The following is a 16,452-nucleotide window of genomic DNA, read 5'->3' on the forward strand; positions in this document are numbered from 1 at the left end:
GTTATGATAAAAAAAGAAGAAGTTTTTAAGATCGGGATGTTTGCCAAGCCCCACGGAATAAAAGGAGAGATTTCGCTGGTGACGAACAGTGACGTGTTTGAAGAAGCGGAAGACCCTTGTGTGATTTGTGAGATAGATGGTATCCTGGTACCGTTCTTTGTTGAAGAATACCGTTATAAGACCGATACGGTTATTCTGTTGAAGCTGGAAAATGTGAATGACGAGAAAGTTGCCCGCGAGTTTACGAACCGCGAAGCATTCTTTTTGCTGGATGCAGTCGACGAGGATGATCTGGTAGGCGATATGACGTGGGACAGCTTCATCGGTTACACCGTTATCGACGAACATCACGGCGAGCTCGGTAAAATAACCGATGTAGACGAAACGACGATCAATGTTCTTTTACAGATCGACCATAACGGAGAAGAATTGCTCCTCCCGGCCGCGGAAGAGCTGATTGCCTCGGCAGATCATGATAACAAAACGCTTCAGGTTTCCGTGCCCGAAGGTTTGCTTGATTTATAACGTAAAAACATGGCACGAAAACAACGAAAGAATAACAAGAAATCATTCTGGCACCGGATCCGGTTTAAATACAAGCTGTCTTTTTTCAACGAAACGACGCTCGAAGAAGTATGGTCTTTCCGTTTGTCGCAGTTAACAGCTTTCCTTACGCTTGCCTTGTTTGCTTTCTTCCTGATTGCCGTAACTGCATTGATCATTATCAAGACACCGATACGTAACTACCTGCCGGGTTATCTGGATGTGGAAATACGTAAGGAGATTATGCAGAATGCTTTGCGGGCCGATTCGCTGGAGCGGATGATCTCTATCCAGTCCCTTTATCTGGAAAACGTAGCCGGTATCCTGTCGGGAACGATCGAGCTCGACTCCATCCGTCAGATAGACTCGTTGGCTCATGTGGATGCTAACTATGAAATTCCCCGTACCAAATCGGAAGAGAAATTTGTAAAGAACTTCGAAGAAGAGGAAAAATATAACCTGACGGTCTTGAACCCCAATCCGGTTCCTACTGACGGGGTTTTTTTCTATAAGCCGGTCAACGGTGTAGTATCTTCGCATTATGAAGCAGACGCCCGCCATTTTGGTGTGGATCTGGTGGCAGCTCCGAAAGAAAGTGTTCTGGCAACATTGGACGGGACGGTGGTTTTCACCGGGTTTGATCCGAATTTCGGAAATGTGATCCAATTACAACATAAAAACGGTTTCCTATCCGTTTATAAACATAATGAATTATTACTGAAGGAGATTGGCGACCATGTGGTTGCCGGTGAAGCAGTCGCTTTAGTCGGTAATACGGGGAAATTGTCTACTGGTCCGCATCTTCATTTCGAGTTGTGGTATAAAGGTAACCCGGTCAATCCTGAAGAATATATAGCTTTTTAAGTATCCATGAAAAGAAGTTTAGCCATATTAGGTTCTACCGGTTCTATCGGAACGCAAGCGTTGGAGGTGGTCAGCGAACATGCCGACTTGTTTGACGTTTACGCTTTGACAGCCAATAACCAGGTAGATTTGCTGATTAATCAGGCACGTAAATATATGCCCGAGGTGGTAGTCATTGCCAACGAACAGAAATACCCCGAATTGAAGGAGGCGCTCGAAGACCTGCCTATCAAGGTATGGGCCGGTTCGGATGCTATTGCACAGGTGGTTCAGTCGGAACCGATCGACATGGTATTGACGGCCATGGTCGGATATTCCGGCCTGAAACCGACCATTGCTGCCATAAAGGCAGGTAAAGCGATTGCGTTGGCCAACAAAGAAACATTGGTGGTGGCAGGTGAGTTGATCACTTCGCTGGCCGCAGAATATAAAGTACCGATTTTGCCTGTCGACTCCGAACATTCGGCTATTTTCCAGTGTTTAGCAGGAGAGTGGGAAAATCAGGTCGAGAAAATATTGCTTACCGCATCGGGCGGTCCGTTCCGTACGAAAACGATCGAGGAACTGGCTGTAGTAACTAAGGCACAGGCTCTGAAACATCCCAACTGGAATATGGGAGCAAAGGTGACGATCGACTCCGCCTCTATGATGAATAAAGGGTTTGAGATGATTGAAGCCAAATGGTTGTTTGGGGTGACTCCCGAACAGATACAAGTGGTGGTACATCCCCAGTCGATTATCCATTCGATGGTACAGTTTGAAGATGGAGCCGTCATGGCTCAGTTGGGTATTCCCGATATGAAGTTACCTATCAGTTATGCCTTCTCTTATCCGAAACGGTTGACGAGTAAAGCACCCCGCCTGGATTTCAATCAATATTCCACGCTTACGTTCGAAGAGCCTGACATGACACGTTTCCGTAACCTGGCTTTTGCTTTCGAAGCGATCCGCACAGGGGGAAATATGCCTTGTATCCTGAATGCAGCCAATGAGATTGTCGTAGCCGCTTTTCTACGGGATGAAATTGGCTTCTTGCAGATGAGCGAGATCATTGAAAAGACAATGGAAAAAGTATCTTATATTAAAGTTCCTACGTACGAAGACTATGTAGCGACCGATACCGAAGCTCGCCGGATAGCTACATCGATGAAGGAAAGCCTCAGCCGGTAGGAGCCGGAATGATCAGTATGAGTAAAAAGAAATAAATTAATACAGACAAACAATAGATGGAGACATTTTTAATTAAGGCGTTACAGCTCATCCTGAGCTTATCGATATTGGTCCTTGTCCATGAATTCGGGCATTTTATCTTTGCCCGTATGTTTAAGGTCCGGGTAGAGAAGTTCTACCTTTTCTTTGATGCGTGGTTTGCACTCTTCAGATTTAAACCGAAGAATAGCGAAACGGAATATGGTATCGGCTGGTTGCCGTTGGGTGGTTATTGCAAGATTTCCGGAATGATCGATGAGAGCATGGATAAAGAGCAGATGGCTCAGCCTGCCAAACCGTATGAATTTCGTTCCAAGCCTGCCGGTCAGCGTTTGATGATCATGACTGCGGGTGTTTTATTCAACTTCCTGTTGGCATTGTTTATCTATTCGATGGTGCTTTACACCTGGGGTGAGACGTATCTGCCGCTGAAGAATATAACACACGGAATGTTTTACAGCGAAACGATGAAAGAGGTCGGTTTTCAGGATGGAGACGTTCTTTTGTATGCCGACGCCCAACCGTTGGAGCGCCTGGATGAATTTTCTTTACGCAAGGTTGTAGAGGCACAAAATGTAACGGTTTTGCGTGATGGCGTAGAGACTGTAATACCGATGCCGGGCGATATGATGCAGCGTATGATGCGTAACAAAGACGGTTTTGTAGATGCAAACAACTTCCCGATACCGATGGTGGTAAGAGAACTTCCCGATGGTAATTCGCTGGCCCGGGATGCCGGTTTGCAACCTAACGACAGTATCGTTTCGATCAACGGGGTGATTACACCCACTTATTATGATGCATCAAAGTTATTGGCTGATAATAAAGATAAAGAAATAGAAGTTGGTTTCTATCGTAACGGTCAGGAAATGTCTTTACCGGTTCATACGAATGCAGAGGGAAAACTGGGCATCTATGCCAAGACTCCATTGGATTTCTATCAGACACAGACTATTAAATATGGTTTCTTCGAATCGTTCCCGGCCGGTATCCGTTTAGGAGTGAATACTCTGAAAGGATATGTAAATGATATGAAGTATGTCTTTACAAAGGAAGGAGCCTCCAGTTTAGGTGGTTTCGGTACGATCGGCGGTATGTTCCCTGCCACCTGGGATTGGAAAGTGTTCTGGCAACGTACGGCATTCCTTTCAATCATCCTTGCCTTTATGAATATATTGCCTATTCCGGCCTTGGATGGCGGTCATGTGATGTTCCTGCTCTATGAAGTGATTGCCCGTCGTAAGCCGAGCGACAAGTTCCTGGAATATGCACAGATTACAGGTATGTTCCTATTGTTCGCTTTGCTTATCTATGCAAATGGTAACGATATATTCCGCCTCATCTTCAAGTAAGTAATATTCAAAATATAAAAAAACTCCCGGTATCCTATTGATGCCGGGAGTTTTTTATTTATGGAAACTGATAGTAACTTATTTAGCCAACGTTTCGTTGATAGAATCAAGGATTTTCTTTGAATTAGCATCGGCTGCATTGACTGCTAATGCTTGTTCCAGATATTCTTTAGCCTTTTTCATCTGTACGTCTGCTTTGTCCTTTTCTGCTTCGTATTTAGCAGGATCGGTAGCTGCTGCCAGGATCTTTGCTCCTTCGTTGTAGTACATAGCTCCTAAGCTATAAAGAGCATTTCCTTTATATTTTGCATTGCTGACGATCAAAACGTCTTTAAATAGTTCTTCTGCATCGGCAATCTTTCCGGCTTTCTGTGCTGCCTGTGCTTGCTTCATGCAATATCCATAAAGTAATTTTTCCAGATTTTCGTCACCCGGTTTTACTTTCAGACCAGCTTCTACTGTTGCAGTAAATTCAGCCGGTTTGTTCAGGTTACGTAATGACATCGCTTTACCTGTATAGGCATCATCAACGTTTTTATTCTTTTGGATAGCCAGGTCGTAATATTTTACGGCATCTTCATATTTCTTGGCCTGGAAAGCCGCAAAACCGCAATTGAAAACGCGGTCGGCATCTTCGTTGTTCGTTTGTTTCAGGAACGCGTCGTACTTTGTAAAAGCTTCTGCATAGTTTTTCGCTTTTAAAGCTGCATCACCTTCATCACGCAGTTTATCAGCGTCTTGAGCAAATAAATTTCCAATACTTAGGCAAAAAGCCAATAACAAAACAATTTTCTTCATGGTTGTTAAACGATTTAAATTTAATTATAAGATGCGCTAAGTTAATAACCATGATATAAGTATCAAAGGAATTTTACATTTTTTTTGAATTATAAGGGAAAGAGAAATCTTTCGTTTGGGAAGAAAACACAGATTATACGAGCCTTGTAAGTGAAGGATTTCGTATAATCTGCCTATTTGTTTTACTATAATACAGCCGGATAGCAAGGTAATCCGAAAGCTTCGGCAACAGCCGGATAGACGATTTGGCCTTCGACAATATTCAATCCGAGGAACAGGCTTTTATCTTCTTTACAGGCTGCCTTCCACCCTTTGTCCGCCAGTTTCAGGACATAGGGCAACGTGGCATTCGTAAGTGCCAGGGTGGAAGTCTGCGGAACAGCTCCCGGGATGTTGGCCACACAATAATGAACGATGTTGTCGACAGTGTAAACCGGATCGGCATGCGTAGTCGGGTGCGAAGTCTCGAAGCAACCGCCCTGGTCGATCGCTACATCTGCCAGTACACTGCCCGGCTTCATCAGTTTCAACATATCTTTGGTGACCAGATGGGGAGCTTTGGCTCCCGGAATCAATACGGCACCAACCACCAGGTCGGTGACCGGAAGCTCCGTTTCTATATTATGTGTGGAAGAATAGAGTGTCTTAACATTGGCCGGCATCACTTCGTCCAGGTAACGCAGGCGGGGGAGGGAAATATCCGCTATCGTGACATCCGCACCCATTCCGGCAGCCATCAATGCTGCGTTGTAGCCCACTATGCCACCACCCAGTACCAGTACGCGTGCAGGTTTCACTCCGGGAACACCTCCTAAAAGGACACCTTTTCCTCCCTGGGGTTTTTCAAGGAAACGGGCGCCTTCCTGTATCGACATACGTCCGGCCACTTCACTCATAGGGATAAGCAACGGCAACGTTGCATCCGGATTTTCTACAGTTTCGTAGGCCAGGCAGATCGAACCGCTGTCCATCATGGCGAGTGTCAGTTTTTCGTCCGAGGCAAAATGGAAATAAGTAAAGACCAGTTGTCCCTTTCGTACCAATGGGTATTCTACGGCAATCGGCTCCTTTACCTTTACGATCATTTCAGCAATCTGATAGACGTCGTTGATAGACGGGAGGATCTGCGCTCCTGCCTGCTCATAGGCCGCATCAGGAAAGCCACTGTTTTCACCCGCTGTATGCTGTACATAAACGGTGTGCCCTTTTTTTACCAACTCTTTAGCTCCGGCAGGCGTAAGTGCTACCCGGTTCTCATTGTTTTTGATTTCTTTGGGAATTCCGATGATCATAATGTTAGTCTTTAATAGTTATTATGCTGCAATGTACGGAAAAATCTGACTTTATGCTGCTAAGGGATGCTTTTTATTGCTTTTTGACAAAAGAAGTAAGTGTGTAACAGATCTGTTCGATAGTTCGGCGGATGTTACGGTATGCGTAGTCGGGTTGCATCGCCTTTTCCAGAGAAATGGGAGCCGGATGTATAGGAAAGATGGCGGACAGGCCGGCTTCCCGTAATTCCTTGTCTGCCGTAATATCCAGTTGTCCGGTGATAGCGATCACGGGGATATGCTGTGAGGCGGCTGTATGGGCAATACCGACGGGGACTTTACCGAATAAGGTTTGCCGGTCTATTTTTCCTTCGCCGGTGATCACCAGGTCCGCTCCACGGATAATCTCATCGAAATGGAGATGGTTCATAATCAGTTCGATGCCGGGAGATATATTGGCTTGCAGAAAAGCCACGCATCCGCCTCCCATGCCACCGCCGGCTCCTGCTCCGGGCAGGCGACCGATATCTATCCCGGTCGTTTCGAGAATAAGACCGGCCAGATGTTTCATGCCTTTGTCCAGTATCTCTATTTGTTCTTCATTGCCTCCTTTTTGCGGACCGAATATATGGGCAGCCCCCTGCGGGCCGTAAAAGGGACTGGTTACATCGGTCGCTATGTGGAAGGTACAATCTTGCAATTCAGCCAGTTGATATCGTGTATCTATCGACCGGATGGCAGAAAGACTTTTTCCTCCTTTTTCCACTTCATTTCCGGTTTCATCGGTAAATCGAACTCCCAATGCTTGCATCATACCTGTCCCGGCATCGTTTGTGGCACTGCCGCCTACGCCGATAATGAAGTTACGGCCGCCTCGTTTGATCGCATCGGCTATCATTTCGCCTGTTCCGTAGGTCGTTGTATGCATGACGTTTCCCGGTTTCGGAGGGATCAGGGTGAGCCCGCTGGCAGCCGACATTTCGATGATTGCCGTCTGTCCGTCTCCTGTCATACCATAACTGGCACGGATCGGTTGCATCAAAGGGTTGTGTACCGGTAGGGTTATTATTTTACCCCGGGTGGCATCCACCAGTGCTTCTACGGTTCCTTCGCCACCATCGGCTATGGGTACTTTGATTACTTCACATCCGGGCAGAACATTCAGTATCCCTTCTTCTACCGCCTCTGCGATAGAGGAGGAGGGGAGGCATCCTTTAAAAGAATCGACGGCGATAACTATTTTCATTTTCTGTTCGTTTGAGGGGTAAAGATACAAAAAAGGGCAGCTTTTTTATGGCTGCCCTTTCCTTATCTGTTATCCTGTCAGGTATTATAAACCTTGTCCGTGACAGTTTTTGTACTTCTTACCGCTTCCGCAAGGGCAAAGATCGTTACGGCCTACTCGTTTTTCGGCACGAACCGGTTCTTGTTTGGGTTGTTGCGGGGCGCGTTCTTCCGGATCATTGTTTCCGCTGATATCTGTCTTTTCAGTACGATAACGGCTCATGTCCTGACGTTCTTCCGGACCGGCCTGTCTTACTTCGATACGCTGACGTTCGGCGGCAGCAGCTGCGGCGGCAGCCTGTTGTTGAGCCATAGCCTGTTTCTGTTCTTCAGTCGGTTCTTCGCGAACAGGGATCTGACCACGCATCAGGATAGAGGCTGTCTTACGGTTCATCGTGTCGACCATCATCTTGAACAGGTTGTATGATTCCAGCTTGTAGATCAACAATGGATCTTTGTTTTCGTAGCTTGCATTCTGAACGGAATGACGCAGTTCGTCCATTTCGCGCAGGTGCTCTTTCCATGCTTCATCTATGGTGTGCAGAACGATTGATTTCTGGAATGCTTTCGTGATCGCTTTACATTCCGTGTCGTAGGCCTCTTTCAGGTTACAAGAAACGTTGTACATACGTTTTCCGTCTGTTACCGGGATCAGGATGTTTTCGTACATCGCGCCCTGGTGTTCGTAAACCTGTTTGATAACCGGATTGGCCACCTGGGTCATACGTTCCATACGGCGTTTGAATGTCTGTAAAGCTGTGTCGAACAGTTTGTCTGCCAACTGCGTAGCTTTCATGCTCTTGAATTCATCTTCCGTGAACGGACTTTCCATAGCGAATGTCTTGAACAACTCCAGTTTGAAACCTTCATAATCCAGGCCATCTGCATGTTGTTCGGCGATAGCATTGGAAGTATCGTAAATCGTGTTCAATACATCCAGACCGATACGTTCTCCCATCAGGGCGTGACGGCGGCGGGTGTAGATCACGTTACGTTGTGAGTTCATTACATCGTCGTATTCCAGCAAACGTTTACGGATACCGAAGTTGTTTTCTTCTACTTTCTTTTGTGCACGTTCTACTGATTTGCTCAACATGTTGTGTTCCAGTACTTCACCTTCCTTGAAGCCCAGTTTGTCCATCAGTCCGGCAATCTTGTCGGAGGCGAACAGGCGCATCAGGTTATCTTCCAGTGATACATAGAATACAGAAGAACCCGGGTCACCCTGACGTCCTGCACGACCACGCAACTGGCGGTCTACACGACGGCTCTCGTGACGTTCCGTACCGATAATAGCCAAACCGCCTGCGGCTTTTACTTCTGCCGATAGCTTGATGTCGGTACCACGACCGGCCATGTTGGTTGCAATGGTTACCGTTCCGCTTTGACCTGCCAGCGATACGATCTCAGCCTCACGCTGGTGTAACTTTGCATTCAATACGTTATGTTTGATCTTACGCAGGGTAAGCATACGGCTCAGCAATTCCGAGATTTCAACGGAGGTCGTACCTACCAGTACCGGACGTCCGGCTTCAACCAATGCGCTGATCTCGTCGATAACTGCAGCGTACTTTTCGCGTTTGGTCTTGTAGATACGGTCGTTCATATCGTTACGGGAGATCGGGCGGTTGGTCGGGATCACCACTACATCCAGTTTATAGATGTCCCAGAATTCGCCTGCTTCCGTTTCGGCTGTACCGGTCATACCCGACAGCTTGTGATACATACGGAAATAGTTCTGGAGAGTGATAGTTGCGAATGTCTGTGTGGCTGCTTCTACCTTTACTCCTTCCTTGGCTTCGATAGCCTGGTGCAAACCGTCTGAATAACGGCGACCGTCCATGATACGTCCGGTCTGCTCGTCAACGATCATTACCTTGTTGTCCATCACTACGTATTCATCGTCCTTTTCAAACAATGTGTAGGCTTTCAGTAACTGGTTGATCGTATGTACGCGTTCGCTTTTTACAGAGTAGTTAGCCAGAATCTCGTCTTTCTTCGCCTGCTTTTCTTCTTCAGATCCCTTGAAGTTTTCCAACAGGGAAAGTTCGGAGGTGATATCAGGTAGTACGAAGAAAGTGCTATCGTCGGAGTTACCCGTCAGCAGGTCGATACCTTTATCCGACAGTTCGATACTGTTATTTTTTTCGTCGATCACAAAGTACAGTTCGTCGGTTGCTTCGTGCATGTGACGCATGTTTTCAGACATGAAGTATTCTTCAGTCTTCAACATCTGGGCTTTTACACCCTGTTCGCTCAGGAATTTGATCAACGCTTTGTTACGCGGATATCCCTTGAATGAACGATATAATTGGATAGATCCTTCTTCTACTTCTTTCGGGTCGCTGCTGGCCATCTTCTTCTTGGCTTCGATCAGCAATTTTGAACACAGGTCTTTCTGTGCGTTTACAACCACTTCCACGTTTGGACGGAACTGTTCGAACAACTGTTCTTCGCCACGGGGGATCGGACCGGAAATGATCAACGGGGTACGGGCATCATCGATCAATACGGAGTCGACCTCATCGACGATGGCGTAGTTGTGTTTGCGTTGTACCAGGTCGTTCGGGCTGATCGCCATATTGTCACGCAGGTAGTCGAAACCGAATTCGTTGTTTGTTCCGAAGGTGATATCTGCGTTGTAAGCGGCGCGACGGGCATCGGAGTTGGGCTGGTGTTTGTCGATACAGTCTACGGAAAGTCCGTGGAACATATAAAGCGGTCCCATCCATTCCGAGTCACGTTTTGACAGGTAGTCGTTCACGGTTACTACGTGTACACCGTTACGGGTCAATGCGTTCAGGAATACCGGGAGGGTTGCCACCAATGTTTTACCTTCACCGGTTGCCATTTCTGCGATCTTACCTTTGTGAAGAACGACACCACCGAACAACTGAACGTCGTAGTGGACCATGTCCCAGGTAATTTCGTTACCACCGGCTTTCCAGTGATTCAGGAAGATTGCTTTATCGTCTTCGATGCGTACGAAATCATATTTGGTTGCCAGGTCGCGGTCGAAGTCTGTTGCCGTAACGACAACCTCTTCATTTTCAGTAAAGCGACGTGCTGTTTCTTTCATGATGGAGAAAACTTCCGGCAGCGATTCTTCCAGCACTTCTTCCATCTTGTCTGTAATAGCCTTTTCTATTTTGTCTACTTCAGCCCAGATAGATTCACGTTCTTCCAGTTCTTTATCGTCGATGCCTTTACGAAGCTCTTCAACCTGAGCACGTTCGGCAGCTACATAATCCTGAATACGTTGTTTGATTTCATCTGTTTTTGCTCTCAGTTCGTCGTTCGAGAGAGCTTTGATTGACGGATATACGGCCTTGATCTTATCCACGTATGGAGTAATTTCTTTAAGGTCTCGCTGCGACTTGTTGCCGAACAGCTTCGTCATAATTTCATTAAATCCCATGATATATATTAATTTATTTATTTCGTAAAGTGTTTATTTGTTGACGATCGGGTTTAGTCTGTCATTTCTTGGTTGTCAACTCCCAAAGAGGCAGACTCTGGGATGCATTCGGTGGCCGTATCCTCAGCACATGGGTTACCGTAGGGGCTACCTCTGTGGCTTTCACTTCACGGTAGATATGTTCCGGTTTGAGACCGTTACCCATAAATACCAATGGGGTAATTACTGCGTTATTACGAATTATTTTAACTTTTTCTTTCGGATTGTCGTTGTTGATGATCCAGCCTGGCTGCAATTCGATGATCAGATCGCCGCGTTTCAGGTGGTGGGTTCCCTGACGGAACTTGGCAGTCCCTTCGTTCCATTCGCCGGTACGCAGGGCGTTGTCGGTGGTAACATGCTGTACACCGCTGAATTCCATCAGGAATTCGGCCGCCTTGTCCTGTATGGTCGGCAGATCGAGTTTTGCATCTTCAATGGCTTTGCGGTTCAGGTATATTTGGTTGTTGTAGAATCCTTTTACCCAGCTGCTTTGCTGTCCGTACATGGCCATCAGGTACATGTTCAACAGGGCTACGCAACGTTTCGGGTGGAACTCACCGCCATTGATAAGCAAACCGTCCGGATATTCCTCTTCGCTTGTATAATAACCGGAACCTGTAAATACGACCAGTGTATTGGCAAGGCCTATCTTTTTATCGATGGCATCGAGCAATTGCTCCAGGTCTTTATCCAGTTGATAGTAAGTATCCTGTATTTCACGGGTATAGTCCTTACTCATCGTTCCCTTATAGTTACCGGCATAGTAGGTAATCGACAGCATGTCCGGACAACTTCGTGTACCGAACGCACCATATTCAAGGAACTGCAGGGCTAACCTGTTTATCTCTTTATTAATGAAAGGTGTTGTTTTCAGCTTCGGAAAACAATCTTGCGTCTTTTCATTAAAGGTATATTTAAAAGGAATTTCGTCGAGCACGTAAGGGAAAGCATTATACTTTTCCAATGGGAGGGCCGGAGTCCAGATCATCTTATCCAGACGTGCCGATAACGATTCGGTTCCGTTATTGTAACGGTCTACATACCAGGGAATACCTTTATAATAAGTAGTTGTCGCCCATTTTCCGTTCAAATCATCCATCCAGAAAGCACCGTTTGCTGCATGGCCGGCCGAAAGGATTGCACTTTCTGCATCCGGGGCGATGGAGTAGACATCACTTCTGCCTTTGGAGGCTATTTTCAGTTCGTCTCCGATCGTGGAGCTGAACATCTTTTTAGGAGAGTAATTCTCGCGGGTATAGTTTCCCAGATAATCGGCATCGTAAAGGATGGAGACTTCTTTGTCCTTATCGAAATCGTAGTATTTACCTCCGCTGATACCGCTAAAGCAAGGGTTGCTTCCGGTGAATAGGGTGGCAAAAGCGCTCGCCTGGTCGATGTTGGAGAACTCGAATTTGATATTGTTGTATACCAGACCTTCGTTCATCAACCGTTTGAAACCACGTTCGCCGAATGTGTTGTAAAAATATTCTACATAATCGCCCCTCAGTTGATCGACGGTAATGCAAACCACCAACTTGGGGGTACGTTGTTGTGCCTCCAGGTTAGTGACTACCAGGATCGCGATAAGCGACGTTATTATTTTTCTCATTCGATTGTCCATATCTTCAATTGTGCATCCGCCCTCTGTATATACCGAATCCTGAACGTAGCCAAAGGGTGGCGACAAGCGGAATAAAGGCTATATTTAAATGCTGTGGGATGAAATACCAACCCGCCAACAATAGCGTAAGCGCCGCAAAGTTAATAAAATGATAATAATATGCAGCCTTTCCGAACTTTTTTACTGCAAACAAAATAACAGCAACCAGGTCGAATGGTTGCAACCATACGATCGACCAGTTAGGCCAGATGCAGGGATGAGTCGATATAAAGCAGAGGAAAAACAACACCGTACCTGCCACTCCTGCAAGGAGAAAGAGGATACAATCCACCAAGCGGAAATATGTTTTTTTCTTCCATTCGATATAGGTTGTAAACAGTACCAGCAGGAAAATAAGTATGCTGCAAAACATAGGAGTGAACCACTCTTTATTCCCCTGATCGTCGTCTGTCACCTTTTCTGCAATGCGTGTGGTTGATTTTACGAGCATTCTTTCGCTCCCGTCGGGGTTGACGATCGTTGCCTTTTCGAATTCGTCTTTCAAATATACAGGCAGGAACATCATTTCGTGCGGAGTGGCTACGCGGTCTGTCGGGCTTCCGAGTGCCAGGTCGCATCCGAAAGTAAGCCATGGATTGTTACGCGTACAGTAATTAATAAGGTCGCGGAATGTCTGCGGCTTGGGAGGATCGTTATATCTGACTTCTCCATTCACCTGTTCTTCTACGATTGCAACCGGACGAGTGGCGCAGTTATCGAAAAAGAAATTGTACCGGTAAACGGCATTCTCCGGCTGTGCGTTGTTGATCAGCGCATTCCATATTTTATCGATCTCTTCTGGGGTGAGGTTCAGTACCTGTTCGGTTACTTCGCTTCCCCGCATCTGATATTCTACTATATAATGTGAGAAATTGTACGCAGCCAGTTTATAATCCGTTTCCCCTTTCGTAAAACGATAGATGAAGTTGGGTTTTGAGAAGTCGAAAATACCATAGTTGAATACAACATCGAGCTTATGCAAAGTATCTTTAACCCGTATGGCTGTATGTCCATATAAAGTATATACTTCATCATTGGATGGAGCTGCCGTCAATATGCTGATCTGCGCTCCATCACTTAATCTGTTTTGTGCTTTTGCCGGGATCAGCAAAAGGAACAGGAAAAGCAGAAGCAAACTTTTTTTCATACGATATTTGTTTTACCGCACAAAGGTAGAGCTATTTTTTTAATTGACAATTGGTCACGGTCAATTGACGGTTATTTCATTACAGGTTATATTATATGCTGTACGAAATCCCCGCCAATTGTCTTTTTTCTGCCTATCTAAGATCTTTTGAATAGTGAAACGATCCATAATAAAACGATTGCACCGATTGTGGACATGACCAGACTGCCGATCACTCCGTTTACACTGAGTCCGAGCAGGCCGAATATCCATCCGCCTAATACACCGCCTATAATACCTACTATCAGGTTTACTATCAACCCGAATCCACTTCCTTTCAATATCTTCCCGGCCAGGAAACCTGCCAGGATACCGATAATAATCGAACCTATAATTCCCATACTTTTTATTTTATTAGTTTTGTAGATAGAACAAGCGAGCGGCAGGCTTTGTTTTCCCATCTCCTGTAGATATTAAAAGAACCATCATAAGCCGGAAGCGGACTGTTTGGTATGAAAGTTTACCCGGGTGCCGATATTTTCTTTGTTCGACAAAGGTCGAACAGCTGTCCGAGCCGGGTCAGACAGCTATCCCACAAGTGTCAGACAGCTATCCTACAAGTGTCAGACAGCTATCCGACCTTTGTCGAACGAATATTTCTCCACGAGGTAGGGAATATTTCTTCACTGGTTGGTCGGAATAGGATGCGGGAAGTTCGGGTTTTGATCGGGTAGAGTATTTTCGGGATTGTACTCTTTTTTTAGTTTATCTTTATTGAAAAAGGCGGACTCTCAAAGAAATTTAGCAGGTTATCCTCCGGTTATGCATGTTATTTCGTCAATTTTGTTTTTCTTTGCGGAAAATTTCAGTCACGTGAATTTAATTATAGAACAAGGAAACACCTCTTCAAAAGTTGCGGTATACAACGGATGGCATATGGAAGCCTCCTTTGTGTACAAGAAATTCGATGTTGATGAATTGGAGTCTCTCTTTGGGAAATACGATTTTAAACATGGAATATTGTCGACTGTCATAGGCAAAAATGAAGAGCTGAACGATTACCTCCGGGGAAAACTTCAGCGCTTTATCTTTCTGGATGAAACAGTAAAGTTGCCTATTACGGTTCAATATGAAACGCCCGAAACATTGGGGAAAGACCGGTTGGCTGCGGCTGTCGGGGCTAATTACCTGGAACCGGGAAAAGACCTGCTGGTCATCGACGCTGGCACAGCAATTACTTATGAATTGATTGAAGCTTCAGGCACTTTTCTGGGGGGGAATATCTCTCCGGGAATGACTACCCGTTTCAAAGCTTTGAACTTTTATACAAAAAAACTACCTTTGGTGACGGAACAGGAGGAGATCCCCCTTATGGGCACCAGTACTGAGAGTGCTATTCAGGCAGGAGTAGTAAATGGTATTGTTTACGAGATGGATGGATACATCGAGATGTTACGGATAAAATATCCTAACCTTTTGGTTTTTTTAACAGGCGGTCATTCGTTTTATTTTGAAAGACGGCTAAAAAACTCCATCTTTGCAGACATTAATTTAGTGTTGACAGGATTAAACAGAATCTTAGAGTATAATGTTGAAGATTAATAAGCTACTAATAGCAAGCATTCTTATATTTACGCAGTTGTCGCTAGCGGCACAAAATAACACTAACTCGCCCTATACCCGGTTTGGGTATGGTGAATTAGCTGATCGTTCATTCGGAGCCGGACGGGCAATGGGGGGCGTTGGTGTCGGACTGAGATCGCCGAAACAGATAAACCCAATGAACCCGGCGTCTTATAGCTGTATGGATTCGTTGACATTTCTGTTTGATTTTGGAGCATCCGGCCAACTTTCATGGTTCGATGACGGAATCAATAAGCAAAATAATGTGAATGGAAATGTAGAATATATCGCTTTGCAGTTCCCAATACATAAACGTTTAGCCATGAGTGTCGGGCTTTTACCTTATTCGTATGTAGGGTATAGCTTCGGTGCACAAAGAACGAATGAGGCCAATCTGAATTATGTGGAAACATATAATGGATCCGGCGGATTAAACGATTTGTATGTAGGATTGTCTATAGATATATGGAAGAAGCGTCTTTCTGTAGGAGCAAATTTCGGATACTTTTTTGGTAATATCAAGCATGAACAGTATTCTATTGTAGGTACCGGAAATACATACAATGCGAACCGGAGTCAGAATCTGGAAGTGCGGGATTTGAAAATGGATTTCGGAGTGCAGTATACACACCCGATCAGTAAAACCGAAGAGGTAACTCTGGGTTTGACCTTTTCACCGAAAAAACGGTTGCATTCAACGTATACCAATACGTCTGTGAAGTATACTGAAAACGGAGCTTCGGAGGTTATCAGTTCCGATACACTGAAAAACCAGACTTATGATATTCCGAATTCATTCGGTTTTGGTGCCTCTTACGTAAAAAAGGATAAATTGACATTGGCTGCGGATGTATTGTACGAAACATGGGGTAAGGCTCATTTCTACAGTTCGGATAATAACTTTAAGAATCGTGTACGTGTAGCTGCCGGTGGTGAGTTTATTCCGAATGCTCAAAATCGTAATTTCTTCAGCCGGGTAAGATATCGTGCAGGTGCCCATTACAGCAACTCTTATCTGATGATAAATAATGAAAATGAGGATCCTGCTTATAAAGGTAACGGGTATAATGAATATGGAGTAAGCGTTGGTATGGGATTACCGTTGATTGATAACCGTTCTCTGATAAATGTGTCTTTTGAATACACAAAGATTAAGCCTGGAGGTGTGAATATGATTGACGAACAGTATTTCCGTTTTACTGTTAACTACACATTTAACGAAATGTGGTTCTGGAAGAAAAAAGTTGAATAATTTAAATTGC

At 45.3% G+C, this 16,452-nt stretch carries 13 protein-coding genes; 6 read left to right on the forward strand and 7 right to left on the reverse strand.

From position 1 onward, the window contains the following. The first annotated feature begins 3 nt into the window (after positions 1-3). From rimM to rseP, 4 genes are read left to right on the forward strand one after another with little or no spacing between them, the layout of a single operon-like run. Complete coding sequence (rimM, locus tag M1P97_RS08580; protein ID WP_195374237.1) at positions 4-525, forward strand: ribosome maturation factor RimM; 522 nt, start codon at positions 4-6, stop codon at positions 523-525. Positions 526-534: 9 nt separating this feature from the next. Further along, a complete protein-coding gene (locus tag M1P97_RS08585) occupies positions 535-1,407 on the forward strand; it encodes a M23 family metallopeptidase (protein WP_195374238.1) in 873 nt (290 codons plus the stop codon). A 6-nt stretch (positions 1,408-1,413) separates the two neighbouring features. Beyond that, positions 1,414-2,577: a 1-deoxy-D-xylulose-5-phosphate reductoisomerase gene (locus M1P97_RS08590; RefSeq protein ID WP_249388822.1), complete on the forward strand. Its 1,164-nt coding sequence runs from the start codon at positions 1,414-1,416 to the stop codon at positions 2,575-2,577. 56 nt (positions 2,578-2,633) lie between these two features. Further along, entirely contained in the window at positions 2,634-3,968 is a 1,335-nt protein-coding gene (gene rseP, locus M1P97_RS08595; protein WP_249388823.1) for an RIP metalloprotease RseP, read from the forward strand. 78 nt (positions 3,969-4,046) lie between these two features. On the opposite strand, the gene M1P97_RS08600 is transcribed toward rseP, so the two are convergent. The 7 genes from M1P97_RS08600 to M1P97_RS08630 form a co-directional block, all read right to left on the reverse strand. Continuing rightward, positions 4,047-4,766 carry a tetratricopeptide repeat protein gene (locus M1P97_RS08600; RefSeq protein WP_075556525.1) on the reverse strand — a complete coding sequence of 240 codons (720 nt, stop codon included), beginning with the start codon at positions 4,764-4,766 and terminating at the stop codon, positions 4,047-4,049. A 185-nt stretch (positions 4,767-4,951) separates the two neighbouring features. After that, positions 4,952-6,058 (reverse strand): alanine dehydrogenase, encoded by a 1,107-nt coding sequence (ald, locus tag M1P97_RS08605; protein ID WP_195374241.1) that lies wholly within the window; start codon positions 6,056-6,058, stop codon positions 4,952-4,954. 73 nt (positions 6,059-6,131) lie between these two features. Continuing rightward, complete coding sequence (locus tag M1P97_RS08610) at positions 6,132-7,283, reverse strand: glycerate kinase family protein (RefSeq protein ID WP_249388824.1); 1,152 nt, start codon at positions 7,281-7,283, stop codon at positions 6,132-6,134. 84 nt (positions 7,284-7,367) lie between these two features. Beyond that, entirely contained in the window at positions 7,368-10,739 is a 3,372-nt protein-coding gene (secA, locus tag M1P97_RS08615) for a preprotein translocase subunit SecA (RefSeq protein ID WP_195371955.1), read from the reverse strand. 61 nt (positions 10,740-10,800) lie between these two features. Beyond that, positions 10,801-12,390, reverse strand: a complete 1,590-nt coding sequence (locus M1P97_RS08620) for an alkaline phosphatase family protein (protein WP_195371956.1) — start codon at positions 12,388-12,390, stop codon at positions 10,801-10,803. 16 nt (positions 12,391-12,406) lie between these two features. Continuing rightward, a complete protein-coding gene (locus M1P97_RS08625) occupies positions 12,407-13,588 on the reverse strand; it encodes a lipoprotein N-acyltransferase Lnb domain-containing protein (protein ID WP_195371957.1) in 1,182 nt (393 codons plus the stop codon). Positions 13,589-13,725: 137 nt separating this feature from the next. After that, a complete protein-coding gene (locus M1P97_RS08630) occupies positions 13,726-13,968 on the reverse strand; it encodes a GlsB/YeaQ/YmgE family stress response membrane protein (RefSeq protein WP_075556531.1) in 243 nt (80 codons plus the stop codon). A 421-nt stretch (positions 13,969-14,389) separates the two neighbouring features. Between M1P97_RS08630 and M1P97_RS08635 the strand changes: the two genes are divergently transcribed. Next, positions 14,390-15,169 (forward strand): type III pantothenate kinase, encoded by a 780-nt coding sequence (locus M1P97_RS08635; RefSeq protein WP_195371958.1) that lies wholly within the window; start codon positions 14,390-14,392, stop codon positions 15,167-15,169. After that, positions 15,156-16,442 carry a PorV/PorQ family protein gene (locus M1P97_RS08640; protein WP_249388826.1) on the forward strand — a complete coding sequence of 429 codons (1,287 nt, stop codon included), beginning with the start codon at positions 15,156-15,158 and terminating at the stop codon, positions 16,440-16,442. Before M1P97_RS08635 ends, M1P97_RS08640 begins: the two co-directional genes overlap by 14 nt. The last annotated feature ends 10 nt before the right edge of the window (positions 16,443-16,452 follow it).

Origin of the sequence: Parabacteroides leei (assembly GCF_023369805.1) — a bacterium.
GTDB lineage: Bacteria > Bacteroidota > Bacteroidia > Bacteroidales > Tannerellaceae > Parabacteroides > Parabacteroides leei.

Excerpts from the sequence above, each read along its gene's own strand:
- rimM (WP_195374237.1), top strand. The coding sequence starts at position 4 with ATGATAAAAAAAGAAGAAGTTTTTAAGATCGGGATGTTTGCCAAGCCC.
- M1P97_RS08585 (WP_195374238.1), top strand. The coding sequence starts at position 535 with ATGGCACGAAAACAACGAAAGAATAACAAGAAATCATTCTGGCACCGG.
- M1P97_RS08590 (WP_249388822.1), top strand. The coding sequence starts at position 1,414 with ATGAAAAGAAGTTTAGCCATATTAGGTTCTACCGGTTCTATCGGAACG.
- rseP (WP_249388823.1), top strand. The coding sequence starts at position 2,634 with ATGGAGACATTTTTAATTAAGGCGTTACAGCTCATCCTGAGCTTATCG.
- M1P97_RS08600 (WP_075556525.1), bottom strand. The coding sequence starts at position 4,766 with ATGAAGAAAATTGTTTTGTTATTGGCTTTTTGCCTAAGTATTGGAAAT.
- ald (WP_195374241.1), bottom strand. The coding sequence starts at position 6,058 with ATGATCATCGGAATTCCCAAAGAAATCAAAAACAATGAGAACCGGGTA.
- M1P97_RS08610 (WP_249388824.1), bottom strand. The coding sequence starts at position 7,283 with ATGAAAATAGTTATCGCCGTCGATTCTTTTAAAGGATGCCTCCCCTCC.
- secA (WP_195371955.1), bottom strand. The coding sequence starts at position 10,739 with ATGGGATTTAATGAAATTATGACGAAGCTGTTCGGCAACAAGTCGCAG.
- M1P97_RS08620 (WP_195371956.1), bottom strand. The coding sequence starts at position 12,390 with ATGAGAAAAATAATAACGTCGCTTATCGCGATCCTGGTAGTCACTAAC.
- M1P97_RS08625 (WP_195371957.1), bottom strand. The coding sequence starts at position 13,588 with ATGAAAAAAAGTTTGCTTCTGCTTTTCCTGTTCCTTTTGCTGATCCCG.
- M1P97_RS08630 (WP_075556531.1), bottom strand. The coding sequence starts at position 13,968 with ATGGGAATTATAGGTTCGATTATTATCGGTATCCTGGCAGGTTTCCTG.
- M1P97_RS08635 (WP_195371958.1), top strand. The coding sequence starts at position 14,390 with ATGCATGTTATTTCGTCAATTTTGTTTTTCTTTGCGGAAAATTTCAGT.
- M1P97_RS08640 (WP_249388826.1), top strand. The coding sequence starts at position 15,156 with ATGTTGAAGATTAATAAGCTACTAATAGCAAGCATTCTTATATTTACG.